Origin of the sequence: Orenia metallireducens (assembly GCF_001693735.1) — a bacterium.
GTDB classification, from domain to species: Bacteria; Bacillota; Halanaerobiia; order Halobacteroidales; family Halobacteroidaceae; genus Orenia; species Orenia metallireducens.
In genome coordinates this window covers 65,332-90,844 of record NZ_LWDV01000006.1, presented here as the reverse complement: position 1 = coordinate 90,844, position 25,513 = coordinate 65,332, and the positions used below count along the sequence as shown (strand labels likewise).

Below are 25,513 nucleotides of genomic sequence, written 5' to 3'. Positions count from 1 at the left end.
CCACAAAACAAATAAATTACAGGGAGGTGCACACTATGGACTACTTAAATGATACACCATTATTTCGAAAAAATAAACACCTAAATTCTTATGAAAGATGAAGCATTTGAAGATCAATTAAGAGATATTTTATACGGTTAAATTATTACAGTTTGAGACTAGTTCAATTTAATATTGCAATTTAGGAAATATTAATTTAACATAAAGTAATTGATTAAAAAGATAAAGAAAAATTATAACAATATATCTACAACTATTAAATATCTAGCTACTATAATAAGTTAATCTAAGAATACAAATTAAATAAAAATATATTGGATTCTCAATTCTCCATTGACTAAACTTAAAATTTGTATTATAATGTAAGACAAAATGTTATATCATAAAAGCTATGATAGAGAAGAGTAGGTACGGTGAAAGTTATAGCGAACTAGGGATGGTGGAAGCCTAGGAACAGAAGCTGTATTGAAGATCACCTCTTAGCTATTTCTCTGAAATTAATAGTAAGAGAAATCGGATGCAGACCGTTATTCTGTTTAAGTGAGTATATCTGTGAGCTTTTGGCTTACTATGTGCTAATTAGGGTGGTACCGCGATGATAACCTCGTCCCTTTCTGGGAGGAGATTTTTTATTTTTTGAAGATACTTGAGCTTTTATGAAGAAAGTTCATAAATTTTTTTATATCAAAAGTATTAACTTAAAAGAACACACCTCATCCCCCGACCCCTTTTCGGGTCTAAAAGGCGAGACAACTTCATGCAAGTTCGGCTTCTCCTATTCTTAGGAAATGGTCTTGTGCGAAGTGGTCATCAGACCCGTAGAGAAGGGGAGAGAAGACGCATATTAAAAAGTTCCCTCTCCTTAGCTAAGGAGAGGGTTAGGTGAGGTCTGATGTCAACTATCAACTATAAAAAAGAGGAGTGGAAATAATGGATTATAAGGATACGTTAAATTTACCTAAAACTGATTTTCCCATGCGTGCTAGCTTAGCAAAGCGTGAACCAGAATTTCAAAAGTTTTGGGAAGAGAAGGGCATCTATGAAAAAGCATTAAAGAAAAGAGAAGGGGCTAAGCAATTTATCTTACATGATGGTCCTCCTTATGCCAATGGTGATATCCATATTGGACATGCGTTAAATAAGATTTTAAAGGATATCGTAACTAGATACAATCACTTAAAAGGATTCCAAGCACCTTATGTACCAGGTTGGGATACTCATGGATTACCAATTGAGCATAAAGTAACTAAGGAGTTAGGTGAGAAGAGAAAAGAATTATCTACTACTGAATTAAGAGATAGATGTAGAGATTATGCTCTTAAGTATGTAGAACGCCAAAAAGGACAATTCAAACGTTTAGGTGTTTGGGGAGATTGGGATAATCCTTATGTAACCTTAAATCCTAAATATGAGGCAAAGCAGATTGATATCTTTGGTCAAATGGCATTAAAGGGATTGTTATACCAAGGATTGAAGCCAGTTCATTGGTGTACTGATTGTGAGACTGCTTTAGCAGAAGCAGAGATTGAATATCAAGATAGTCGAGGACCTTCAATCTTTGTTAAGTTCCCGGTTAAAGAAGGTAAGGTTTTAGGAGGAGAAGAGTTAACAAGTGATGACTTTGTAGTTATCTGGACTACTACTCCATGGACTATCCCATCAAATATGGCGATTTCAGTTCATCCTGACTTTGATTATGTAATAGCTCAAACTGATAATGGTAGAATTGTTGCTGCTAAAGAGCTATTAGATCAAATGATGAAGACTTGTAAGATTGAGGAGTATAGTATAGTAGCTGAATTTAAAGGTGAAGAACTAGAAGGTGTTAAGTGTAAGCATCCATTTTATAATAGAGAATCACAATTGATCTTAGGGGACCATGTTACCTTAGAACAAGGTTCTGGCTGTGTACATACAGCTCCAGGTCATGGTCATGATGACTATGTTGTCTGTCAGGACTATGATATTCCAGTATTTGCTCCAATGGATAATACAGGAACATTCACTGAGGAAGCAGGACCAGAGTTTGCAGGTATGTATTATGATGATGCTAATATCAAAGTAACTAATCTATTAAAAGAGCAAAATCTATTAATGAATTTAAGCTTTATTGATCACTCTTATCCACATTGTTGGAGATGTAAGAATCCAGTTATCTTTAGAGCAACTAAGCAATGGTTTGCTAGTGTTGATGCAATTAAGGATGAGGCTTTAGAAGCAGTTAAAAACGTAAAGTGGTATCCTAGTTGGGGAGAGACTAGAATTACTAATATGATTGAAAATAGAACAGATTGGTGTATTTCTCGTCAGAGAGTTTGGGGAGTACCAATTCCAATCTTCTATTGTAAAGACTGTGGAGAGACTATAGTAACTGAAGAGACTATAGAAGCAGTAAAAGAGTTATTTGGCAAGAAGGGATCTGGTATCTGGTATGAATTAGAAGCCAATGAGATAGTGCCTGAAGGCACTACTTGTGAATGTGGTAGCAGTGACTTTGAAAAAGAGCATGATATTATGGATGTATGGTTCGACTCTGGTGCAAGCCATGCAGCAGTATTAGAGAATTATGATATCTTAGATAGACCTGCTGACCTTTATCTTGAAGGTACAGACCAATATCGTGGTTGGTTCAACTCTTCATTATTGACTTCAATTGCAGCTAGAGGAGAAGCTCCTTATAAGGCTGTTGTAACAAATGGATTTACTGTTGATAAGAAAGGTAAGAAGATGTCTAAATCTATCGGTAATGTTGTCTCACCTCATGATATTATTGAGCAATATGGTGCTGATATTTTGAGATTATGGGTTGCGTCTTCTAACTTTAAAGAGGATGTTAGAGTTTCTGATAAGATATTAAAAGAGAACGCTGAGGTTTATCGTAGAATCAGAAATACATCTCGCTATATCTTAGGTAATTTAGCTGACTTTGATCCAGCAGAAAATTCTGTAGCGTATAATGAATTGACTGAATTAGATCGTTGGGCATTGATGCAGCTACAGAAACTAGTTAAATTGGTAAAAGAAGCTTATGAGAATTATGAATACCATAAGATTTATCATGCTGTGCATAATTTCTGTTTAGTAGAGTTAAGTTCTTTCTATATGGATATTCTTAAAGATAGAATGTATATTTTAGAGCCAAATGATCCAGTAAGACGTTCAGGTCAGACTGCTATGTATGAAATTTTAACTACCATGATTAAGATTATTGCTCCAGTAATAGTTCATACAGCAGAAGAGGTATGGAAGTACTTGCCTGGAGATAAAGCAGAGAGTGTCTTCTTAGAAGACTGGCCAGAAGTTAAAGAAGAATATATTGATGAAGAATTAGCAGTTAAATGGGATAGATTATTAGCTATTAGAAAGGATGTCTCTAAAGCTTTAGAGATTGCTCGTAAAGAGAAGGTTGTAGGACATTCTTTAGATGCAGCTGTTAAAATTTATCCAACTGAAAAGACGTATGACTTCTTAGCTCAATTTGATAATTTAGCAGAGCTATTTATCGTTTCTGTTGCTCAACTAGCAGAAGCTGACGAAGAAGTAAGTGGAGAGTTATATGAAGGTAAAGAATCTGATATTAAAGTAGCTGTAAGCCAAGCAGCTGGTGAAAAGTGTGACCGTTGCTGGAATTATAGTGAAACTGTTGGAGTTGATGATGAGCATTCAACAGTATGTGCTAGATGTTTAGAGGTAGTAAAGAATTTATAATCTTTAATTAGAAAAGCTTGTAACTGAATTTTCAGTTACAAGCTTTTTTTATTATATGTTAAAGAAAGATTATGGCATACAACAAGTTATAAATGAATATTACTTAATATTTTTAACTTATAGCAGGTTAAATTTTGCAAATAAAGCCAAATTTAAAATGAATAGATTGAATGGTATTGATTATAAATTGATTAGTTGATAAAGGATAAATTGAAAGCTTTATAGAGCATAATAAATAAATTTAAAGAAATGCTATTGTCAAACAGAAATCAAAGTTCTATCTATAATTTATAAATTATCATTATAAGTTCAAGATTGAATTTTTTAATCTTAAAAATATGTTTTTAGAATATCAGTTATTTGCACTAGTATTGTTTATCAGATATCACCAACAGTAAATTAAATTTTCTCTAAATCAAGTTTATAAAAAAGTTAAATTTTATTTCTTAAAATGTTAATAGTTATTAACATTTTGTAATTGTTTTGCAGGAAAAAAATATAAGGTATAGAATATTAATTAATAAAGAGGAGGGATTTATATGATTAAAATAATATTATTTTTACTTATATCAGTAATATTACCTATAATTTTAATAATAGTATCCTCCTTTAATAGGAAATTGACTGCTAATTCTTATTTGTTATTATCTGGACTTATGATAATTTTTATTATAAATTATTCCTTATTTGGAAATCCTATCAATGGTATTATTGGAACTGCTTCCCTATATTTATTTATTGTTGCAAGTACAATTTTAACAGGGACAAAGGGAGGATTAATGACTTCCTTAGCGGTTTTACCTGCTTTAATATGGTCAGATTTTAATACCATAGAGATTTTTTATCATTTATCCTTATTCTTATTTATCTCTTTGGTTTCAGGTTGCTCAAATAATATGATTAAAGAGAAGATTAAAAGTATTATTAAATTAAATATGGAATTATCAAATCAAATTAAAGAACTAAGAGTCCTTAGAGAGATTAGTGCTATTTTACAAGGGACATTAGAGCTGGATAAAGTATTACAGATAATTTTATCTGCTGTAACTGCTGGATATGGTTTAGAATTTAACCGTGCTATCCTATTTCTAATAGATGATGAGGATGAGAGTAAATTAACAGGCAAGATTGGTATCGGTCCTCTAGACAAGCGAGAAGGGTTACAGACTTGGCAGAATGTTGCTAAGGATAAGATTAATTTAGAAGGTATGATTGCTGTACAAGAAGAACTAGAGCTAAGTGATAAGAAATTAAATGATATTATTCAAAACCTATCTTTTAAATTGGATAAGGATCATATAGCTAGTAAAGTAATTAAGGATAAAGAGCCTTATAATATTAAATTGATGAACCCTGATGATAAGTTTCAATGTACTTTAGCTGCTAAATTAGCGATGGAAGCTTTTGCTATTGTACCGTTAATTGTTAAAGGAAGTGCTATTGGGGTTTTGGTTGTCGATAATATCGCTAATAAAAGAGAGATTACTTATAAAAGTATAGATTCATTATTACCCTTTGCCAATCAAGCTGCTTTGGCTATACAGAATGCTAAGTTACATAAATTAAAAGAGAATATGGCTGTTAAAGATAATCTTACTGGTATATATAATCAAAGGCATTTCCAAACAAGTCTTGAGCAAGAGATAGAGAATGCTAAGCGGACTGGAAATTCTTTAGCTCTATTAATGATGGATATAGATTACTTTAAGGCTTATAACGATAATAATGGTCATCCAGCAGGAAATGAAGCCCTAAAACTATTATCTAGAATATTACAGGATAATACAAGGGAGAATGATATAGTTTGTAGGTTTGGTGGGGAGGAATTTGCTATTATTCTACCAAATGTACTAGAAGATGTGGCCTATACTATAGCAGAAAGAATTAGAGCTATGGTTGCTGATACTCCTTTTAAGAATCAAGAGACCCAACCTAATGGTAATGTGACAATTAGTGTAGGTATAGGGATGTTTCCAGAGGATGCAAGTACTGATCGTGAGTTATTAAATGTAGCTGATGAGGCTTTATACCATGCTAAATCTTGTGGGCGTAATAATGTCAAATTACACAAGAATATTTAAATTTTATTCAAGGTTTATCATAGAGTTAGAGATGGTTAATGGCTTGATTAATTTCCTAAATGGGAAGAGGGGTGATAGGATGTCAAGCAATTTACTGGTTATTGGAATTTTTATTTATATTGTTCTTTTACTATACTGTGGAGATCGTTTTTATTTTTTAGGTCTTGAATTTTTTGCCAAAAAGAAGCTGCTTAAAATAGGTCAAAGGTTAGAAGATTTAGAATTCTCCTTTGAGCAGATATATTATTTAGTGGCTACTCCAAGTACTAATTGTGACTTTTCTGAATTGAAGCTAGGGGACTTTATAGTAGAGAAGAGCAAGTTATCATTTTTTTATGGTGAGATTTATGATTTGAAGATATATGCTCAAATGTCTGATGGACAGAAAAAGCTAGTAGCTATTGTTCCAAAGGATAAATTTCCAGTTCCTATCTTAGATACTATGTTATATTATGATCAGATTAATCAAAATGACTATAACATGTTGGTCTCTTATTTATTTTCCCATCCTAGAACTCATAAGATGATTATTAAGGAGATAAGAAGGAGAATAATAGAAGGAAATTAAGGACTATCTGAGTTGATTGAAGGGTTATTTATTAGCCTTTAGCTTTTAAGTATACTAATTATATTAATTAAGCTAGTGTGAGATTGTTTAGTGATTGTTATAGATAAAATAGCTAAGAAATATTGGGAAAAATCTCTATTTTATCTTCTTTTGAATTATAAATTAGAAAGTTTGATAAAATAGTAATCAATAATTTACTTGCAAATTATATTTAAGTTATGATATATTATAAATTAGTCTAAATCTTAATAAAATCTATTAGCTATATTATTTAAATATAGATGTAGTTATAAGCTGAGTTATTACTAAATTAAGGAGGAGTCATAATGAATATTAAATTAATTAATATCGGTTTTGGTAATATTGTTGCAGCTAATAGAATCATCGCTATTGTAAGCCCTGAATCGGCGCCAATAAAGAGGATTATCCAGGATGCAAGGGATAGAGGGATGTTGATTGATGCTACTTATGGTAGAAGAACTAGAGCTGTTGTTATTACAGATAGTGACCATATCATCTTATCCGCAGTTCAGCCAGAAACAGTTTCACAGCGTTTAAAAGATGATGAGTAATTAAGAGAGTTATAGAGGAAGGAAGATTATGAGTATGTTAAAGACTAATGAAAACAGAGGAAATCTAATAATCTTATCTGGACCTTCTGCAGTGGGAAAAGGAACAGTATTAAGAGCTTTACTAGAAGAATATGATGATGTATGCTACTCTGTATCAGCAACAACTAGAGAGCCTCGTAAAGGAGAGGTGAATGGAGTACATTATTTCTTTATGAGCCAAGATAAATTTAAAGAGTCAATCGAGAATAATGAATTTATTGAGTGGGCAAAGGTACATAATAATTATTATGGAACTCCTAGAAACTATGTTGAAGATACTTTAAAGAGTGGAAAAGATGTAATTTTAGAAATTGATATTCAAGGGGCTCGACAAGTTGCAGATAGTTTTAGTGAGGGAGTTTTTGTCTTTTTAGCACCTCCATCTATGGAAGAATTGAAATCTAGAATCTATAAAAGAGGTACAGAGACTGAAGATGTAATTCAGACTAGAATGAGTAATGCTACTAAAGAGTTAGAAGAGATTGATAGGTATGATTATTTGATTATCAATGATGAGGTTGAAAATGCAGTAAATAAATTAAAATCAATTATTATTGCAGAAAGATGTAAAATTTAACTATTAGCTAATAGTCAAAAGGAGTGATTATTTTGTTATCTTATCCAGGGATGAACGAGTTAGTAGAGAAATGTGGTTCTGCTTTTTCTGCTGTTATTATTTCAGCTAAAAGAGCTAGAAAGATGAATGAAGGAGCAGAAGGATTATTGGATAACTATAAAGGTACTAAAGATGTATCTAAAGCTTTAGAGGAGATTGTGGCAGGTAAGTTAAGACCTGTAACTAAAAGATAAATTAATTGTTATTTAAAAATTTAGTAAATAAGATAGATGTCTTCTAATTTAACTCATGAGTTTAAAGGATTAAGCTTATTTGAGTTAAAAGGAGGCATTTTTTATTATATTTAGACAGTAACGAGTAACAGGCGATAAGTCAAGCTCTTTACTAGTTACTGAAGGTTTAGCTTAATGGTAAATTCAGTTTTGATATGGAGGAGGAGAGCAAAGTGCTTTTAAAGGGGAAGAATGTTGTAGTGGGTGTTACTGGAGGAATAGCAGTTTATAAAGCTGTAGAGGTAGTAAGTAGGTTTAAGAAATTGGGAGCTGATGTTTATGTAATTATGACCAAGGCTGCTACAGAGTTTGTTCAGCCGATGACTTTCCAATCGATCAGCCATAATCCAGTTGTAGTAGAGATGTTTGGTAGAGCCCAATATTGGGATGTCGAGCATATCTCTTTAGCAGACAAAGCTGATTTATTTTTGATTGCTCCTGCTACGGCAAATATTATCGGCAAGATTAAGAATGGTATTGCTGATGATATGTTATCTACAACGGTAATGGCAACTAAAGGAAAGGTCGTTTTAGCCCCAGCGATGAATGTCAATATGTATCATAATCCTATTGTCCAAGAGAATATGAATTATTTAAGGGAGAGAGGATATAGAATTATCGAAGCTGATGCTGGCTATTTAGCCTGTGGCTATGAGGGGCTTGGACGTTTTCCTAAGCCAGCCGAGATAGTAGCAACTTCTACAGCAGCTTTATTGGCTGAAGATCAGGATTTACTTGGAAGAAAGGTAATGATAACTGCAGGGGGGACTCAGGAGCCTTTAGATCCAGTTAGGTTCTTAAGTAATCATTCTTCTGGGAAGATGGGTTATGCTTTAGCTAGAATAGCAGCAGCTCGTGGTGCAGAGGTAACTTTAATTTCAGCACCTAGTAATTTAACTAAGCCTAAAGGGGTAGAGAGAATAGATGTTAGAACAGCAGCTGAAATGGCAGAAGCTGTCTTTAAATATAAAGAGGGACAAGATGTGATTATTATGGCAGCAGCAGTGGCTGACTATCGACCCAAGGAATTTTCTAATACTAAGATTAAGAAGAAAGATGGAGATTTGTTGATTGAATTGGAGAGGACTGAGGATATTTTAGCTAGATTAGGTAAAGAGAGGGGTAATGAGATATTGGTAGGTTTTGCAGCCGAATCTGATAATCTACTAGAGAATGCTCAAAGTAAGCTTAAAAGAAAGAAGGCTAATTTGATAGTTGCAAATGATATTGGTGCTAAAGATACAGGTTTTGCAGCTGATGATAATCAAGTTGTAATTATTGGTAATGATACTCAAATTAATTTACCTAAAGCAGATAAGCTAGAGATAGCAATGGGGATATTAGATGAAGTAGTCAAGCTTTTAAATTGAGTTTTAATACTATATCTCTTGACATTATACAATAAATTGAATATAATTTATTGTAATAATAGTATTTTGGTAATTTATGTAGGTTTATCTGTTTTATTTAATTTAGTAGAGTAGTTTTATAAAAAGAGTAGGATGGTAGCTTAGTAGCGAATAATTGCTAAATAAATAGGTTAAGTTTACCTATTTATTGATAAATTTTACCACTCCTACGGGGGTGTTTTTCTTTTTTTATATTAAATTTTAGGGGGAATAAGAAGATGAGAAGTAGAGTATTTAGTCTTTTAGTGATTGTCTTATCATTAGGATTGTTAATAGGTTGTTCAAGTCAAGAGTCAGATAAGACTTCTGCAGATAACAGTTCTATTAAGGTAGGGATTATTCAAATTGTAGAGCATCCAGCTTTAGATGCAGCAAGAGAAGGTTTTATTGAGGAGATGGCTAAGGCAGGGTATAAAGAAGGAGATAATATTACTTATGACTATAAGAATGCTCAAGGTGACATGTCTACAGCTCAAACTATAGCTAAGCAATTTACTTATGATAAGTTAGATTTAATATTGGCAATAGCTACTCCAACAGCTCAAGCAGTAGCCAATAGTGTAAAGGATACCCCGATTTTGATCACTGCAGTAACAGATCCAAAATCTGCTGGGTTAGTAGATAGCTTAGAAGTACCAGGGGCTAATATTACTGGAACGAGTGATTTGACACCTGTCAAGCAACAATTGGAGTTGTTTAAGAAGATAGACCCTAATATCAAAAAGATAGGAATTATATATAATGGAGGAGAGGTCAATTCCGTTGTGCAGGCAGAGTTGGCTGAGAAAGAGGCGAAGAAGTTAGATTTAGAGTTGATAAATCTTACTGTTACTTCTAGTAATGAGGTTTATCAAGGGGCACAATCTCTTGTAGGTAGGGTAGATGGAATCTATGTTCCAACAGATAATACAGTAGTTTCAGCAATTCAATCTGTAGTTAAGGTAGCCAATGAATCTGACTTACCTCTGATTGTTGGAGAGGATAACTCTGTAGAGAATGGAGGCTTAGCTACTGTAGGAATTAACTATTATCAATTAGGGCGTCAAACTGGAAAGATGGCAGTGGAGGTCTTAGATGGAGCAGACCCAGCTAAGATGTCAATTCAATATTTAGAGAATACAGATTTAGTAATCAATCTAAAGGCAGCCCAAGAAATGGGAGTAGATTTACCTGAAGAGTTACTTAATCAAGCTAAAAGGATTATTGAGTAGTAACTCACAAAAATAATTAGGTGGTTACTTAAGTAACCACCTAATTATTTTTAATTAATTTCAATTTCTAATGTCTAAAGCAATTGGAAAAGTAATTGAGTAGGAGGAGTAGTTATGAATATAAGTGTAGTTTTAAGTTCTATTGAGCAAGGATTGGTCTATGCAATTATGGCTTTAGGTGTTTACCTAACCTTTAGAATATTAGATTTTCCTGATTTGACTGTAGATGGTAGTTTTCCTTTGGGAGCAGCAGTAGGTGCAAAGTTGATTGTATCGGGATGGAATCCCGTTTTAGCTATTATAGTTGCCTCTTTATGTGGTTTACTTGCAGGTGTTCTAACAGGAATCTTAAATACTAAGTTGAAGATAACAGGCTTATTATCAGGTATTTTGACTATGACAGCCCTTTATTCGATTAACTTAAGAGTTATGGGGCGAGCTAATATCTCTTTGTTAGGGAGCAATAAAATCTTTGAATTGCTAACTGACTTGGGTTTGTCAGAAGGAACAAGTACTTTTATCTTCTTCTTATTAGTTGTAGTAATCGTTAAATTAGTGATTGACTGGTTTTTGAAGACAGAAGTAGGTTTAGCACTAAGAGCTACTGGTGATAATAAACAGATGGTTAGAAGTTTAGGTGTAAATACAGATTTGACTGTAATCTTAGGTTTGGGGTTATCAAATGCTTTAGTAGCATTATCGGGGGCTTTGGTAGCCCAATATCAAGGTTTTACAGATGTAAAGATGGGGATAGGTATGATTATTATCGGTTTGGCTTCAGTTATTATTGGTGAGGCTATCATTAGAAATACTAATATTAAATGGGCTACTTTAGGAGTAGTTCTGGGATCATTAATTTATCGATTGGTAATTACTATGGCTTTAAGGATGCGTCTAAACCCTAATGACTTAAAGTTAATCACTGCAATATTAGTAATTGTTGCATTAGGGGCACCAGCAATTAAAGAGCAGTTTAGCTTTAGAAAGTTAGAAAGGGGGGTTAATTGATGTTAAAGGTTATTGATGGAGTAAAGATATTTAATCGAGGTACTATCAATGAGAAGGTAGCTTTACAGGGTGTAAATTTAGAGATGGATAAGGGTGAATTTATCACAGTTATCGGTAGTAATGGTGCTGGTAAATCGACTTTATTGAATGTAATTGCAGGAAATTTAATCTTAGATCAAGGTCAGGTGATCGTTGCTGATAAGGATTTAACGAATAAATCTGATCATCAGCGAGCAAATTTAATTAGCAGAGTCTTCCAAGATCCTTTGCAAGGAACAGCAGCCTCTATGACCATTGCTGAAAATCTTGTTCTGGCTTTAAAAAGAGGATCACGTTTAGGGTTGGGTATTGGTGTAAAGTCTGCTAGACGTAAGAAGTTCCAAGAGGCTTTAAGTATCTTGGATTTAGGTTTAGAGGATAGATTAGATGACAAAGTTGGTCTATTATCTGGTGGTCAACGGCAGGCACTTACCTTAATAATGGCAACTTTACAGAAGCCTAAGGTCTTATTATTAGATGAGCATACTGCAGCTTTAGACCCAAAAACAGCTCAAAATATTATAGAGATTACCCAGAAGTTAGTCAAGTATCATGATTTAACAACTTTAATGGTTACCCATGATTTAGACCATGCAATAGAGTTAGGTACTAGGACTATTATGATGAATAATGGTAATATTATATTGGATGTTAAAGGTAAAGAACGAGAAGGAATGACCATAGATGACTTACTTGAGAAATTTACTAAGGTAAGTGGTCATCGATTAACTAACGATAGAATATTATTGGCTCAATAAGCTAGAGAATATAAATTTTATCTAAGGAATTTTCATTTAATAAAATATAAATGATTGGTATTAGCAAACAAGTTTTAGTCTTGACAACTAAATAGCTTTATTTTAAAATGTATTTAGTCTGTTAAATTTGTAATAAATTGAGATAAAACATATATCATATTACCATATATGGTAATATGATATATGTTTTTTTGGGTTAGGAGGGAGAACTATGACAAAGGGTCAATTAGAAGCAGAAATCAGCAAGGAGCTAACACAATGGGAGAAGGATTTTCTAGGTAGAGGACCTGTTATGGTCAAGACTGATATTCTTCGCGATATGGTAATTGTTGTTTTGAAGGGGCTTTTAACACCTGCTGAACATAAACTTTCTGAGACTACAGAAGGTTTGCTATCTATTAAAAGGATCCGTGCTGATTTGGTGGAAGCTGGACGAGAGAAATTAGGTGAAATCATCAAGGAGCAGACTGGTGAAGAAGTAATTATCTTTCATAGTGATATTAGTACAAAAACTGGTGAGAGAATTATGGTCTTCAAACTATCTGCTGATTTAGAGCAGAAAATAACCTCTTAACATAGAGCTGATGAGGGAATTTTTAAAAGAACATTTTAAATATATGGAGATGAGATTAAAAGTATAGATTTATAATGGCTTGATATTTTATTTGATAAAAATACTTGACAAGCCGATATTATATCGGTATAATAAGTACAGTAATTCCCAAGTAATACTAAATTGTTCTTTACTTTATTAAAAAGAAGTGTAAATTAAAAATAACTAATGATAGTAATGCAAATAAATCTTCGATTTTTGATATAATTCTATTATTGAAAGATAAATATTTTATTTGAATTCTATTTTTATAATGTACATTTTAATTATATTTGAGATTATTATGGTAACCCTATAAAGATAAACAACCCAGTTGACAGACAAAAGAAGGGTATAATATACCAGTCGCATGTAGGTCAACACCAGATTAGCTAAGATTAATCTTAGCTAATCTGGTGTTGACCTTTTTTTATGTATTTAGAAAATTAAGATCTTTTTAATTAAAGGAGGAAGTTGTAGATGTATATAGACTTATAAGGGTAGAATAGTTATTATTATCAATTTGAAGATTATAAATATTAATAATGATTTTAGCATATTATATCTTAGGATTTAATAAATAAGCTAAGATATAATAAAGTTTATTAGTATTAGATTATTGTTTGGTAAGTTTGTTTTTATATATGGTATCATAATTTCAATTAATAAAATTGTCAATAAGGAGGAGGAATTAACTTGGAAAGTATGTCAGGTTCGAGTATTTCTAAAGGGAATATAAGGTGGTTATATATACCTTTAGGATTGATAATCTTTATGTGTATGGGAACAGTTTATGCGTGGAGTGTATTTAGAAAACCTATAGAGGGGATATTTAATATTGGTGCCACTGAAAGTGGCTTGCCTTATATGTTCTTCTTAGTGTTTTATGCTATTAGTATGCCGATTGCAGGAGGATTAATAGATAAGTATGGTCCTAGAGTAATGACTATAGTTGGAGGACTGATTGTCTCTATTGGTTGGATATTATCAGGGTTTGCTTCTAATATAACTATATTGATTATTACCTATGGTATAATTGCAGGTGGGGGAGTAGGGATAGCTTATGGTGCTCCTATGGCAGTAGCTGCTAAGTGGTTTCCTGATAAGAAAGGACTAGCAGTAGGCTTGACCTTGGGAGGCTTTGGTTTATCACCTTTTGTGACTGCTCCTGTGGCAAACTGGCTGGTAAACTTTTATGGACCTTTTCAGACCTTTAGAATCTTAGGAATAGCTTTTGCTATTATTATTACAGTTTTGGCTCTACCTCTAAAGTTTCCAGAGAAAGATTTAGTTGTTGATGGTGATGATACCGAGGATTCTACTCTAGCTGAGAGAAACTTAGACGCTAAAGCGATGTTAAAGACATCAACTTTCTATGGTCTGTGGCTTTGTTTTGTAATAGGGACATTGGTAGGTTTAATGGCTATTGGAATTTCAAGCCCTGTAGCAGAGGAAGTAGTTAAATTAGATGCTAGTACAGCAGCCTTTATGGTATCTTTCTTTGCAATCTTTAATGGGATTGGGCGTCCTATCTTTGGAGGTGTTACAGATAAACTCAATCCTAAGAAGGCTGCTATAATCTCATATACATTGATAGTTTTGGCTTCTATCTTAATCTTGAATACTGGTGAAGGAAATGTATTCTTATATGGCTTGGCCTTTGCTATATTCTGGTTAAATCTTGGTGGTTGGCTGGCTATAGCTCCTGCTGCTACAGGCATATTCTTTGGGGCAAAAAATTATAGTAAGAATTATGGATTCTTGTTTACTGCCTATGGTGTAGGTGCTGTATTAGGAAATCTACTTGCAGGTAAATTAAGAGATATCTTAGGAAGTTATCTATATACCTTCTATCCAACGATCGGTCTTGCAATACTAGGTATAATTATTGCTAGTGTGATGTTAAAAGAACCTAAAATTGAAAATTAATTTTGATAAAGGATGCAATTTTGCATCCTTTTATCTATTATTATAACTTAATTGATTATAAAATTAGAAGGTATTTCCACCAGTTTAGTATAAATAATATAATTAAGTTCTTTAGGATTAATATAATTACAGGCTATGCTAGTTTAATATCTGGTGATTGTTAATGAGTATATTGTGACAGTTTAGTAATTAGTGACGAGTGATGGGTAACGAGTAAAAATCTCCTCTCGTCACTTGTTATTTATCATTCGTTACTGTCGTAATATCTCTATAAAGAATCATTTTTTTACTAGCATGAGCTGTATTAATAATAAGCTTTAAGAATAGAGAGAATAAATTTAAGAAATCTTAAACAGAGGGGGATAATATTAATGAAAGAGGTAGTAATAGTAGGAAGTGGTATAGCTGCTATTAGTGCAATTAAGGCTATTAGAGAGCATGATAAGGAATGTAGAATAGAGCTATTTGGAGAGGAAGATAATTACCCATATAATCGAATCAAACTATCAAAGAGGTTAATGGATGATATTAAGATAGATAAGATCCTATTAGAAAAGAGAGAATGGTATGATGAGAATGATGTAAAGGTCTATTTAGATACAAAGGTTACTGCTATAAAGCCAGAGAGTAAGGAGGTAGTCTTGGACAATGGAGAGAGGGTAAGCTATAGCCAGTTAGTATTGGCTAATGGTGCTAAAAATGCTGCCCCACCTATTGCTGGAATAGATAAAGAAGGGGTCTTTACATTAAGAAGGTTAGCAGATTCTAGAGAGATTAAGGCTTATGCTGAAGATAGTAATAAGGTTTTAATTATTGGTGGAGGAGTATTAGGCTTAGAGATGGCATGGGTTCTTAGCCAAGCAGGAAAAGAGGTTATGATTGCTGAGATCTGCCCTTATCTTATGCCAGAACAATTAGATGAGAAGTCATGTAAGATACTAGAAGAGAAGGTTAGTGAACATAATATCGAAATTTTAGTTGCTACTTCAATCAAAAAGATAGTTGGTCAAGACAAGGTTGAAGGTTTTATAACTGGTGAAGAGAAGAAAATAGAATGTGATATGGTTATTTACTCTACTGGAATTAGACCTAATTTGGATATATTAGAAGGGACGAATATAAAGACAGACTTTGGCGTTGTTGTAAATAATAGAATGCAGACTAATTATCCTGATATCTATGCTGTTGGTGATGTATCAGAGATTGACAGTAAAGGCTTTGGACTGTGGCCAATTGCTATTGAGCAGGGCAAGATAGCAGGGTATAATATTGTAGATGAAGATGCTATCTATCAGCATATTAACCCAACAGTTATGCTTAATGCCTTTGGATTATCCTTATTCTCTATAGGGGATAAGAATGATCAGAATGGAATAAATATAATTTGTGAACAGCAAGAAGATAAGTACATCAAGGTTAAAATTAAAGATAGAGTTATCATCGGTGCAATTGTAATAGGGGATATGAGTAAGTCGGCTACTTTAAGAAAGGCTGTTAATCAAAGCTTAGAATTAGATGATTTAGACTTTAATAATCTATCAGTTGAAGAGCTAATAGAGATAATAAAGAATGGATAGAGGATGATAACTAATTAATTTGGAGGTGGAGTAATGGTAGTAGTAAGCTTTTGTGAGAATAATTTTATCCATGGGGTTGAAGAGTTGTTAGATAGAATAGAGGAAGAACTTGATGGTGTAAGTGTAGAAGTTGAGGCCTGTTTGGGGTTTTGTGGAGATTGTGCTATGGGTCCTTTTGCTTTGGTAGATGGGGACCTTTTTCAAGCAGAGACAGTAGATGACCTATATCAAATGATTAAAGAAGAAGTTTAATTTCTACCTTGTCGTATAGGCGAGGTTTTTAATTCTTATGTACTGTCAAGCCTTTAAAGGCTTGACTTATCATAAATCTACCTTCTATAAGCAGATAATAATAATAAATCATCAACAGTAACCATTTCAATACCTTTTTCTTGTAATGTTTCAATAATAGTTGGAAGTGCATTAATAGTTGGCATTAGACTTTGCCCTTTTCCTCCCGCAGAGTGGAAGAGAATAATAGCGCCTTCATGAATATCTGGTAAAGTTTTAGCTAGTACCTCTTCTTTAGTCTTAGCTTTCCAATCTAATGAATCTACAGACCAATGAATTACCTTATAGCCCAGATTATTAAGTTGTTCTAAAGTGGAACTATTTACAGCACCATAAGGTGGTCTCATCAGTTCAGGTCTCTTCTTTATAATCTCTTTAATAGAATTATCTGTAGCAGTCATATTCTGTTCTAATTCAAATTCATCTAAAGTAGTTAAATTAGCATGATCCCAGGAATGATTAGCGATAGTATGCCCTTCTTCATAGATTCTTTTAACTATACTTGGATTCTTTTCTACTCTTTGTCCAACTAAGAAGAAAGTGGCTTTAACATTATACTTCTTTAATACATCAAGCACTTGAGGAGTATATACTGGATCTGGACCATCATCAAAGGTTAGAGCTACTTTCATGGTGCTAGGACCTTTACGATATATTTTTTTAGCAGTATTCTCCTTCTTTGGCTCTGCTATAACAACATTATTATTACTTTTCCAATTAATGTTGTTATAATTTGTATTAAAGGAGCTATTAGAACTTTTTCTGGTGTCACTAGTCACCTTATTAATATTGTAAAAGCTAGAGCTTGTTTTTTTAGCAGTAGAAGGTAGATTTAGTGCTTTTCCAGAATAGATAATATTAGGGTTACTAATATTATTAGTTCTGATTAAATCAGATATTGAAGTATTGAACCTTTGTGCAATTGTAAATAGAGAATCACCTGACTGAATTCTATATAGTTCACCAGCGTAACTATTTGTAGCTACTGCAAGAATTAGTATTGTAGATAATATAAGTGCAACTATATATTGTTTATTTTTTACCACTTTCATATACCTCCTTTATTAATTGGCTGTGATTAGAATAACACAAGTTAGTCTTAATCTCAATCTGTAAATTTTGGGAAGATAAATACATTTTATAGAATCTGATGACAAATGATAAAAAATAGGTATAATAAATTAAAAAATTAATTAAAAATAAAGAGATACATATACTATTAATCTTTGATAAAATAACTTCAGAATGAAAGGGGTTAGATATATGGCAAGAGTAGTGATGGATAGAGAGCTTAAAGAAGGGAGACTGATTATAAGAGAGAATAGGTTTGTAGCTAAAGTTGATTTAAAAGGGCAGGAAGTTAAGGCTTATGTTCCTAATCCAGGACGGATGGAAGAGTTAATGATTCCGGGGACTAAAGTTTTTGTAGCCCATTATCCTAAAGCTCAGAGAAAGACCGATTATAGCTTATTGTTGGTAGAATATAATGATATGCTAATATCTATAGATAGTCATTTGACTAATAAGCTGGTAGAGAATGCTCTTTTAGAGGGGACTTTATCTCAATTTAGGGGATATGAAGAGATTAGAGCAGAGTACACTTATGGTAATAGTCGCTTAGACTTTTATTTGAGAGGTAAGGATAAAAAGTGTTTAATTGAGGTCAAATCTGCAACTTTGGTAGAAGAGGGAGTAGCTAAATTTCCAGACGCTCCAACTAAAAGGGGTAGACGACATTTAGATGAACTGATTAAGGCTTATCAAGAAGGCTATAGAGTGGCAGTAATTTTTATTATTCAACGCAATGATGCCTATAAGTTTATTCCACATCAGAGAATAGATTTAAAGTTTGCAGAGAAATTGAAGGAAGCCACTGAAAATGGCGTAGAAGTCTATGCTTATAACTGCACTGTAACTACTAGAGAAGTAAGTATAGATCAGGAGGTAGAAGTGGATGTATAAGATTAAATATGATGATACAAAATATAAGGGATGGCTATTGACAAATAAGGGTTGAGATGTTAGACTAATGAAGATAATAAAATTATCAAAAAAAGAGAATAAGATACATCAAGAGTAGTGGAGGGACAGGCCCTATGAAGCTCGGCAACCACCTATAAGGGAAAGGTGCTAATTCCTACAAGGAAATACCTTGGGAGATGTTCAGGTTCTTATTAACTCATCTCTCCTTACAGGAGGGTTTTTTTATTTTAAATTAAACAGTTAAGAGTGAGCAGGTACACTATACACTGTAAACTATTTATTACATATTATTTATAGGGGGTAATCAAATGAGTAAGAGATATTTATTCACATCTGAATCAGTTACAGAGGGGCATCCAGATAAGGTAGCTGACCAGATTTCTGATTCTGTACTAGATGCAATTTTAAGTGAAGATCCACAGGCAAGGGTTGCTTGTGAAACTACAGTAACAACGGGTATGATTTTAGTTGCTGGTGAAATTTCTACTAACTGCTATGTTGATATTCCAAAAATTGCTCGTAATGTGGTTAGAGAGATTGGCTATACTCGTGCTAAGTATGGTTTTGACTCTGATACTTGTGCAATATTGACTTCAATTGATGAACAATCTCCTGATATTGCTCAAGGCGTAGATGAAGCTTTAGAGGTTAAGGAAGGAAAAGAGAGTGCAGAGATTGGTGCTGGAGATCAAGGACTAATGTTTGGCTATGCTAGTAATGAAACTGAAGAGTTGATGCCATTACCAATTACTTTAGCTCATAAATTAGCTAGACGTTTAGCTAAGGTAAGAAAAGAAGAGATTTTAGATTATTTACGACCTGATGGTAAGACCCAGGTAACTATTGAGTATGAAGATGACAAGCCTGTAAGAATCGATACTATTGTTATCTCAACTCAACATCATCCAGAGGTAAGCTTAGAGCAGATTAGAGAAGATATGATTGAATATGTAGTTAAACCAGTGATTGATACTGATTTATTAGATGAAGATACTAGATATTTTATTAATCCAACAGGGCGTTTTGTAATTGGTGGACCGCAAGGTGATGTAGGACTAACAGGGCGTAAGATTATAGTAGATACTTATGGTGGGATGGCTCGCCATGGTGGAGGAGCTTTCTCTGGTAAGGATGCTACTAAGGTAGACCGTTCTGCTGCTTATGCTGCCCGCTATGTAGCTAAGAATATTGTAGCAGCAGGTTTAGCTGATAAGTGTGAAGTACAATTGTCTTATGCTATTGGTGTAGCTTATCCTGTATCTATTATGGTAGATACTTTTGGTACTGCTAAGATTGAAGAGAGTAAGATAGTGGAGCTAGTAAATAAGCATTTTGATTTAAGACCAGGAAAGATTATTGAAGCCTTAGATTTACGCAAACCACATTATCGTCAAGTTGCTGCTTATGGGCACTTTGGACGTAATGATTTAGACTTACCTTGGGAAAGAATTGATAAGGTAGATGTATTAAAAGCTGATGCTGGATTATAGAAAATAGAATAGAATCAATAATATAACCCCTAGATAGTTAACTATGCTAGGGGTTATATTATATTGTGGAAGGCAGGTGCTTTCCTATTACAGCTAATAGTGAACAGCAATTGTAAAAACTATTCTTTATTTCAGAGAACTTAGAGAAGTTATCCATCTTGACAGTCTACCTGAATCCCTGGGACTATTTGTATTTATATATAAATCAACATAAGCTCTCTTTATGTTAACAACAAAATCTTGAAAAAATAGCCGAATTGATTTCTTTTATCATGAGACTCTCCTTTAATTTATTTTTTGGAAGTTTAATAAATAGATTTAAAGGGGAGGTAGATCGATTGACCTCTTAATGGATATATCTAATTTTAAATACAATTCTAATTATTAAACTTCCCTTATAATAAGATTATACTAGCTAATTATTAAGAAGATGTAATCTATAGATTAATACTATGTTAAATTTTTAGATAGGTTATTAGATTTCAAATATTAAGGTATTATAATTTTCAATTAAAAGCCAAACTGCTTAAAATAAATGATAAAAATAACTATCCAAATATATATTTGGATAGTTATTGAATAATCTATAAATTCAGAATAACAGTTTAGTTATAGTTTTACTGAAAATTTAACTTTGAATTATATTAGTATTTATGAAATTTCTGTTCTATTAATAGTTTACTGACAAATTTTTTAATCTCTTCTTCAACCTCAATGGATTTGAGGTCAGAAGGTTTTGTATCTTTTAATTCGATATTATACTTGGCAAACCAGCTATCTAATTTTTCTATTATATGGTTATAGGTATTATTAATTAGCTTTCTTATATTCTCTTCAGATGCGTTTAGATTATCGATAGCTTCCTCATAGCCTAAGGTAATTCCCTCATAGGATAGATGATAAAAATTATTTAATATAGTTGCTTCATTGGTTGGGTTCTCTTCTTTATAGACTTCATACATTAATTTTAGGAAGGTAAAGACATTATCTGAAATATTATCTATTGAGAAGTTTTTATCATTATTATCTTTAGAGTGGTTATTTGGTTTAGAATAAATAACTTCATTATTATTGACTCGATGCTTGTAAGTAATATCAATAAAATCACTAGTATGTTCTTTATGTTCTTTAGATTTATTTTGATTATTATTTTTTTTAGAATTATTCTTGCTTACTTTAGCAATCTTGCTGATGGCTTCAATAGGATTAACCTTGCCCAGTTTTTCCACAATAAATCCCTCCTTTTAATGGGAGTAGTCTTATTATTATCGGAAAATAATAATAATTGTTAATATTAATTAATCTTGAATATCTTTAATTAAATAAGATTTGCTTTAACATTAGTTTAGAAGCTATCTCATTTCTATTATTTTTAAGCTCTGTCAACTAATACTCTTAAGATAAGTTTATGCAAGTTCTGTTGAAATTATGGATAGTTTATCTAATGAAATTTAGTGAATCATAATAAAATTTTCATCAATGGAAAAGATAATAGAATCACTTGACAAATTGATCAATTAATAATATAATTTAGATAACGATAATCATTACTAGCTAAGAACTGCTAAATTCCTCCCCTTAGTTAAAATGGTTTTACTTAAATAACAAGCCTCCCTTGTTATATATAATCGTTAAGAAGCTGGTATTTCGGATGATACCAGCTTCTTTATTTTTTTTGAATAATATCTTAGAAATGTGAAGTGAAAATAAGATACTATGGATATATTGCGATAGTAACTAGTAGGGGTAACAGATGACAAGTTAAGTTCTTTACTGGTTACTCGTCACTTGTCACTAGTTGCTTAAATGTGGCACTATCTATTTATAACACCATTTTCAAATTAAATTCTAGATTTAAAGACCTATAAATTTCTAAATGATTAGTAATTACATATTTAGTCAATTGCTTGAAAATATTATTATATTTATTTATAATAATGATAATAATATCTAATAGATATAGGAGCTATTAATTATAGTTTTTCTATTTTAAAGCATAGAAGTAGTTGTAAAATAAATGATTACATAAGTTAATTATCCTTAATTGATAAAATTGCAGATATTTCCAGGAGGGGTAAAATGAATCAGATTACATCAATAACTGATAATATTTATTGGGTCGGTGTTAATGATCGGGAGACTGAGTTATTTGAGGCTTTATGGCCTTTACCTAAAGGGGTAGCTTATAACTCTTATCTAATCGTTGGAGAGAAGGTAGCTGTAGTAGATACAGTTAAGAATAGCTATATGAATTCTTATCTGAGAAATATTAAGGGTGTTATTGGAGATAGGCCGATAGATTATTTGATTATCAATCATATGGAGCCTGATCATTCAGGTTCTATTAAGGCGATTAAGAGTGAGTATCCCAATATTAAAATTGTAGGTAATAAAAAGACTTTGAATTTTGTTGAAGGTTTTTATGGAATTACAGAAGATTTTCATGAGGTTAAGGATGGAGATACTTTAGATTTAGGAGATCGACAACTTAAATTTTATCTAACACCTATGGTACATTGGCCTGAAACGATGATGACCTATGATCAACAGGATAAGGTACTCTTTTCAGGTGATGCCTTTGGTGGATTTGGAAATTTAGATGGTGGTATCTTCGATGATGAATTGAATATTGATTTTTATGAAGATGAGATATCCCGTTATTTTACTAATATAGTTGGCAAGTATAGTCAAATGGTATTAAGAGCTATATCTAAATTAGAAGGGGTAGATATTCAGACTATCTGCTCAGCCCATGGACCTATCTGGCGTAGTAATCCTCAATATATTATTGATAAATATGTTAAGTGGAGTAATCAGGAAGCAGAAGATGGAGTTGTCATAGCCTATGGTTCAATGTATAGTAATACAGAGAAGATGGTAGAAGCTACTGCTCGCCAGCTTGCAAAAGAGGGAATCAAGAATATTAGGGTATATAATGTTTCTAAAACCCATATGTCCTATATTATCAATGATGTTTGGCGTTATAAGGGCTTGATTTTGGCAAGCTGTACTTATAATACAGGAGTATTTCCTTTGATGGATAACCTTCTTCGTTTTTTAGAGAATAAGAAGATTAAGAATAAAACTTTAGGTCTAATTGGTTCCTACAGCTGGAGTGGAGAGTCCCGTGATAGGTTGAAGGATTTTGCTAATAAGATTGGTTGTGAGCCTGTCCATCCAATTATTGAGGTTAAATGTGCTCCTACAGAAAAGGAGTTTGATGATTGTGCTATTTTAGCTAGAAAGGTAGCTGAAGAGATAAAAGGATAGAAACTTTGAAAAGAGCCTTGATTACAATATTGTAGTCAAGGCTTTATTTTTTTACTAGGTTAATGACTCTTTATGGATATATTAAGATAGTAATAGATGAAAGTTAAGTTTATTTACTGGTTATTTGTCGCTTATCACTCGTTACTAAAACGTTCCAATATCTTTTTATTCTATCAATTTTTCTATTAGCATAAGTTTTATTTAAGATGAAATTTAGAAACCCATGATAAACTAAGTTATAATTTGACAAAAGGTCTATTAGATGTTAATATATTAATAGTAACGATTATTAATACTAAAAAGAATGGTGTTGAGATGGTAAAGAATGAAATGACAGCACAGAACTTACGCTCAGCTTTTGGTGGGGAGAGTCAAGCCTATCAAAGGTATAAGGTGTGGGCTAGAAAAACAGAAAAAGATGGTTTTCCTAAGGTAGCTTTATTATTTGATGCCATTGCTTATGCAGAAGAGGTTCATGCCGGTAATCATTTTGAGCACATGAGAATGTTGATGGTGATTTCTTAGTTGTTTCTGGTGCTGAGTTTGGATTGGTTTCTACAGCTAAGAATTTAGAAGGAGCAATTGCAGGTGAGAACTTGAAATCGAACAGATGTACCCTACATATCATTTAGTGGCTAGTGATCAAGGAGAGAGTGATGCTGTAAAATCTTTTTACTACTCTTTAGAGGCGGAGAAGATCTACTCTAAATTATTTTCTGAGGCTAAAGAGGCTGTTGAAAAAGGCAAGGATTATGAGTTAGAGTATGTTAGTATCTGTGAAAAATGTGGTCATACTGTAAAAGATGGTACACCTGATCAATGTCCAATCCATGGTGTTAAGAAGGATAGATTTAAAGAATTTCATAAATAATATATAGTTATAACTGGTGAATATCAATAATTAACAATTAATAAATTTTAGGAGGCGATATAATGAGTTATTATAAACTTAAAAAGGCGACTAATGCTGATGATAAAACAAATTTAGAAGATAAGCATGTTCCTGTGATAGATGCTCCAGATAGAGTTAAAAAAGGGGAATATTTTGAAGTTAAACTTAAGATGGGTGAGGGTATTGACCATCCAATGGAAGAAGGGCACTTTATTCAATATGTAGAGTTATATGCTGACTACTATCAGTTAGGTAGAGTAAGCTTTACTCCAGAGATGAAAGCAGAAGTCACTCTTACTATCAAATTAGAAGAGGATTGTACTTTAAGAGCCTATGAATTCTGTAATATACATGGGCAATGGGAAGCTGCTAAAGAGATTACAGTAGAATAATTTTAAGATAGATAAGGAAAAATTTAATTTCCTAAGCGACCCTATGGTTAAAAAGTTGTATCTATAAATATTGAGCTAATTCAAGATATAGGTTTTTAAGTTTTTGAGCTATTGAATAATATCTTTTTACAAATAATGGTGATGTTAGATCGCTTTATTAAGAAGGGAGATGGTATGATGAAGATTTTAATTCCTTTTTATTCAACATATGGTCATACCTATCAGATGGCCAAGGCAGTAGCAGAAGGTGCTCAACAAGTAAATGGTGCAGAAGTAGAATTACGGAGAATCCCTGAAACAATTCCTGAAGAGAGACTTAAAGAGATGGGGGCTTTAGAGGCCCAACAGGAGTTTAAGGGTATTCCAGAGTGTACTTTAGAGGATTTGAAGGATGCCGATGGAGTTATTTTTGGGACACCAACCCGTTTTGGACATGTATCTGGACAAATGCAGAATTTTTTAGATACTACAGGTGGACTATGGCAAGAGGGTGCCATGGTAGGGAAGGTAGGTAGTGTTTTTGTTAGTACTGCAACCCAACATGGTGGACAGGAGACTACTATTCGAAGTCTACATACTACACTATTACATCATGGGATGATTATTGTTGGCCTTCCTTATACCTTTGCTAGACAAATGACTCTGGAGGAGATCAGTGGTGGTTCTCCCTATGGGGCAACAACAATTACTGGTGGTGAAGGTCAGAGAATGCCTAGTGAGAATGAATTAGCTGCTGCTAGATTCCAAGGTAAACATGTAGCAGAGATTACTGCTAAATTAATTAAATAGTTGAGTAGAAAAGAGGGGATATTCCCTTCTTTTTTTATTTATTTAGCTAGATAGAAAAGGATAATA

General features: G+C 32.7%; 21 protein-coding genes, 1 pseudogene, 1 riboswitch and 1 other annotated feature. Of the genes and pseudogenes, 20 read left to right on the top strand and 2 right to left on the bottom strand.

The window, feature by feature from the left end; genetic code table 11:
* The first annotated feature begins 382 nt into the window (after positions 1-382).
* Positions 383-615: a binding site (T-box leader), on the top strand.
* A gap of 315 nt (positions 616-930) precedes the next feature.
* The 14 genes from ileS to U472_RS01730 all read left to right on the top strand — a co-directional run bounded on the left by ileS (position 931) and on the right by U472_RS01730 (position 16,592).
* The gene (gene ileS, locus U472_RS01795; RefSeq protein WP_068714924.1) at positions 931-3,708 is read left to right on the top strand and encodes an isoleucine--tRNA ligase; all 2,778 of its coding nucleotides are present in this window, start codon (positions 931-933) and stop codon (positions 3,706-3,708) included.
* A gap of 539 nt (positions 3,709-4,247) precedes the next feature.
* Positions 4,248-5,789, top strand: coding sequence for a sensor domain-containing diguanylate cyclase (locus U472_RS01790; protein WP_068714922.1), 1,542 nt, complete (start codon positions 4,248-4,250; stop codon positions 5,787-5,789).
* A 79-nt stretch (positions 5,790-5,868) separates the two neighbouring features.
* On the top strand, positions 5,869-6,357 hold the full coding sequence (locus U472_RS01785) for a hypothetical protein (protein WP_141677916.1): 489 nt from the start codon (positions 5,869-5,871) through the stop codon (positions 6,355-6,357).
* Positions 6,358-6,683: 326 nt separating this feature from the next.
* Complete coding sequence (remA, locus tag U472_RS01780; RefSeq protein ID WP_068714918.1) at positions 6,684-6,929, top strand: extracellular matrix/biofilm regulator RemA; 246 nt, start codon at positions 6,684-6,686, stop codon at positions 6,927-6,929.
* A gap of 34 nt (positions 6,930-6,963) precedes the next feature.
* On the top strand, positions 6,964-7,545 hold the full coding sequence (gmk, locus tag U472_RS01775; RefSeq protein ID WP_068715298.1) for a guanylate kinase: 582 nt from the start codon (positions 6,964-6,966) through the stop codon (positions 7,543-7,545).
* Positions 7,546-7,577: 32 nt separating this feature from the next.
* Positions 7,578-7,778 carry a DNA-directed RNA polymerase subunit omega gene (gene rpoZ, locus U472_RS01770; protein ID WP_068714916.1) on the top strand — a complete coding sequence of 67 codons (201 nt, stop codon included), beginning with the start codon at positions 7,578-7,580 and terminating at the stop codon, positions 7,776-7,778.
* A 212-nt stretch (positions 7,779-7,990) separates the two neighbouring features.
* Positions 7,991-9,187: a bifunctional phosphopantothenoylcysteine decarboxylase/phosphopantothenate--cysteine ligase CoaBC gene (gene coaBC / locus U472_RS01765; protein ID WP_245684714.1), complete on the top strand. Its 1,197-nt coding sequence runs from the start codon at positions 7,991-7,993 to the stop codon at positions 9,185-9,187.
* A gap of 257 nt (positions 9,188-9,444) precedes the next feature.
* Positions 9,445-10,437, top strand: coding sequence for an ABC transporter substrate-binding protein (locus U472_RS01760; protein ID WP_068714912.1), 993 nt, complete (start codon positions 9,445-9,447; stop codon positions 10,435-10,437).
* Between the two features lie 114 nt (positions 10,438-10,551).
* Positions 10,552-11,445, top strand: coding sequence for an ABC transporter permease (locus tag U472_RS01755; RefSeq protein WP_068714910.1), 894 nt, complete (start codon positions 10,552-10,554; stop codon positions 11,443-11,445).
* Positions 11,445-12,242: an ABC transporter ATP-binding protein gene (locus U472_RS01750; RefSeq protein ID WP_068714908.1), complete on the top strand. Its 798-nt coding sequence runs from the start codon at positions 11,445-11,447 to the stop codon at positions 12,240-12,242. Before U472_RS01755 ends, U472_RS01750 begins: the two co-directional genes overlap by 1 nt.
* Before the next feature lie 211 nt (positions 12,243-12,453).
* Complete coding sequence (locus tag U472_RS01745; RefSeq protein WP_068714906.1) at positions 12,454-12,816, top strand: Na-translocating system protein MpsC family protein; 363 nt, start codon at positions 12,454-12,456, stop codon at positions 12,814-12,816.
* 723 nt (positions 12,817-13,539) lie between these two features.
* Positions 13,540-14,763 carry an L-lactate MFS transporter gene (locus tag U472_RS01740; RefSeq protein ID WP_068715296.1) on the top strand — a complete coding sequence of 408 codons (1,224 nt, stop codon included), beginning with the start codon at positions 13,540-13,542 and terminating at the stop codon, positions 14,761-14,763.
* 371 nt (positions 14,764-15,134) lie between these two features.
* Entirely contained in the window at positions 15,135-16,340 is a 1,206-nt protein-coding gene (locus U472_RS01735; protein WP_068714904.1) for an NAD(P)/FAD-dependent oxidoreductase, read from the top strand.
* 33 nt (positions 16,341-16,373) lie between these two features.
* Entirely contained in the window at positions 16,374-16,592 is a 219-nt protein-coding gene (locus tag U472_RS01730; protein ID WP_068714902.1) for a YuzB family protein, read from the top strand.
* 77 nt (positions 16,593-16,669) lie between these two features.
* Here the strand turns inward: U472_RS01730 and U472_RS01725 are convergent, their stop codons facing one another.
* Positions 16,670-17,683 (bottom strand): polysaccharide deacetylase family protein, encoded by a 1,014-nt coding sequence (locus U472_RS01725; RefSeq protein WP_425415757.1) that lies wholly within the window; start codon positions 17,681-17,683, stop codon positions 16,670-16,672.
* Positions 17,684-17,894: 211 nt separating this feature from the next.
* Between U472_RS01725 and sfsA the strand changes: the two genes are divergently transcribed.
* Both sfsA and metK read left to right on the top strand, forming a co-directional pair.
* A complete protein-coding gene (sfsA, locus tag U472_RS01720; RefSeq protein WP_218059021.1) occupies positions 17,895-18,593 on the top strand; it encodes a DNA/RNA nuclease SfsA in 699 nt (232 codons plus the stop codon).
* 102 nt (positions 18,594-18,695) lie between these two features.
* Positions 18,696-18,797, top strand: a riboswitch (SAM riboswitch).
* Positions 18,798-18,922: 125 nt separating this feature from the next.
* Positions 18,923-20,104: a methionine adenosyltransferase gene (gene metK / locus U472_RS01715; RefSeq protein WP_068714898.1), complete on the top strand. Its 1,182-nt coding sequence runs from the start codon at positions 18,923-18,925 to the stop codon at positions 20,102-20,104.
* 644 nt (positions 20,105-20,748) lie between these two features.
* Here the strand turns inward: metK and U472_RS01710 are convergent.
* A complete protein-coding gene (locus tag U472_RS01710) occupies positions 20,749-21,333 on the bottom strand; it encodes a DUF5610 domain-containing protein (protein WP_068714895.1) in 585 nt (194 codons plus the stop codon).
* Positions 21,334-22,183: 850 nt separating this feature from the next.
* On the opposite strand from U472_RS01710, the gene U472_RS01705 reads away from it, so the two are divergent.
* The 4 genes and pseudogenes from U472_RS01705 (at position 22,184) to wrbA (ending at position 25,447) form a co-directional block, all read left to right on the top strand.
* A complete protein-coding gene (locus tag U472_RS01705) occupies positions 22,184-23,374 on the top strand; it encodes an FprA family A-type flavoprotein (RefSeq protein WP_068714892.1) in 1,191 nt (396 codons plus the stop codon).
* Between the two features lie 315 nt (positions 23,375-23,689).
* Positions 23,690-24,245 (top strand): annotated as a pseudogene (locus U472_RS17495) (rubrerythrin family protein).
* A 62-nt stretch (positions 24,246-24,307) separates the two neighbouring features.
* On the top strand, positions 24,308-24,658 hold the full coding sequence (locus U472_RS01695; RefSeq protein ID WP_068714891.1) for a class II SORL domain-containing protein: 351 nt from the start codon (positions 24,308-24,310) through the stop codon (positions 24,656-24,658).
* Positions 24,659-24,835: 177 nt separating this feature from the next.
* Positions 24,836-25,447 (top strand): NAD(P)H:quinone oxidoreductase, encoded by a 612-nt coding sequence (gene wrbA, locus U472_RS01690; RefSeq protein ID WP_068714889.1) that lies wholly within the window; start codon positions 24,836-24,838, stop codon positions 25,445-25,447.
* Positions 25,448-25,513 lie beyond the last annotated feature (66 nt).

Coding starts and splice junctions, on each gene's coding strand:
- U472_RS01760 (WP_068714912.1), top strand. CDS start 9,445: ATGAGAAGTAGAGTATTTAGTCTTTTAGTGATTGTCTTATCATTAGGA.
- U472_RS01745 (WP_068714906.1), top strand. CDS start 12,454: ATGACAAAGGGTCAATTAGAAGCAGAAATCAGCAAGGAGCTAACACAA.
- U472_RS01695 (WP_068714891.1), top strand. CDS start 24,308: ATGAGTTATTATAAACTTAAAAAGGCGACTAATGCTGATGATAAAACA.
- U472_RS01735 (WP_068714904.1), top strand. CDS start 15,135: ATGAAAGAGGTAGTAATAGTAGGAAGTGGTATAGCTGCTATTAGTGCA.
- U472_RS01705 (WP_068714892.1), top strand. CDS start 22,184: ATGAATCAGATTACATCAATAACTGATAATATTTATTGGGTCGGTGTT.
- ileS (WP_068714924.1), top strand. CDS start 931: ATGGATTATAAGGATACGTTAAATTTACCTAAAACTGATTTTCCCATG.
- U472_RS01750 (WP_068714908.1), top strand. CDS start 11,445: ATGTTAAAGGTTATTGATGGAGTAAAGATATTTAATCGAGGTACTATC.
- U472_RS01755 (WP_068714910.1), top strand. CDS start 10,552: ATGAATATAAGTGTAGTTTTAAGTTCTATTGAGCAAGGATTGGTCTAT.
- U472_RS01725 (WP_425415757.1), bottom strand. CDS start 17,683: ATGAAAGTGGTAAAAAATAAACAATATATAGTTGCACTTATATTATCT.
- U472_RS01740 (WP_068715296.1), top strand. CDS start 13,540: ATGTCAGGTTCGAGTATTTCTAAAGGGAATATAAGGTGGTTATATATA.
- metK (WP_068714898.1), top strand. CDS start 18,923: ATGAGTAAGAGATATTTATTCACATCTGAATCAGTTACAGAGGGGCAT.
- U472_RS01790 (WP_068714922.1), top strand. CDS start 4,248: ATGATTAAAATAATATTATTTTTACTTATATCAGTAATATTACCTATA.
- wrbA (WP_068714889.1), top strand. CDS start 24,836: ATGAAGATTTTAATTCCTTTTTATTCAACATATGGTCATACCTATCAG.
- gmk (WP_068715298.1), top strand. CDS start 6,964: ATGTTAAAGACTAATGAAAACAGAGGAAATCTAATAATCTTATCTGGA.
- U472_RS01785 (WP_141677916.1), top strand. CDS start 5,869: ATGTCAAGCAATTTACTGGTTATTGGAATTTTTATTTATATTGTTCTT.
- remA (WP_068714918.1), top strand. CDS start 6,684: ATGAATATTAAATTAATTAATATCGGTTTTGGTAATATTGTTGCAGCT.
- sfsA (WP_218059021.1), top strand. CDS start 17,895: ATGGCAAGAGTAGTGATGGATAGAGAGCTTAAAGAAGGGAGACTGATT.
- U472_RS01730 (WP_068714902.1), top strand. CDS start 16,374: ATGGTAGTAGTAAGCTTTTGTGAGAATAATTTTATCCATGGGGTTGAA.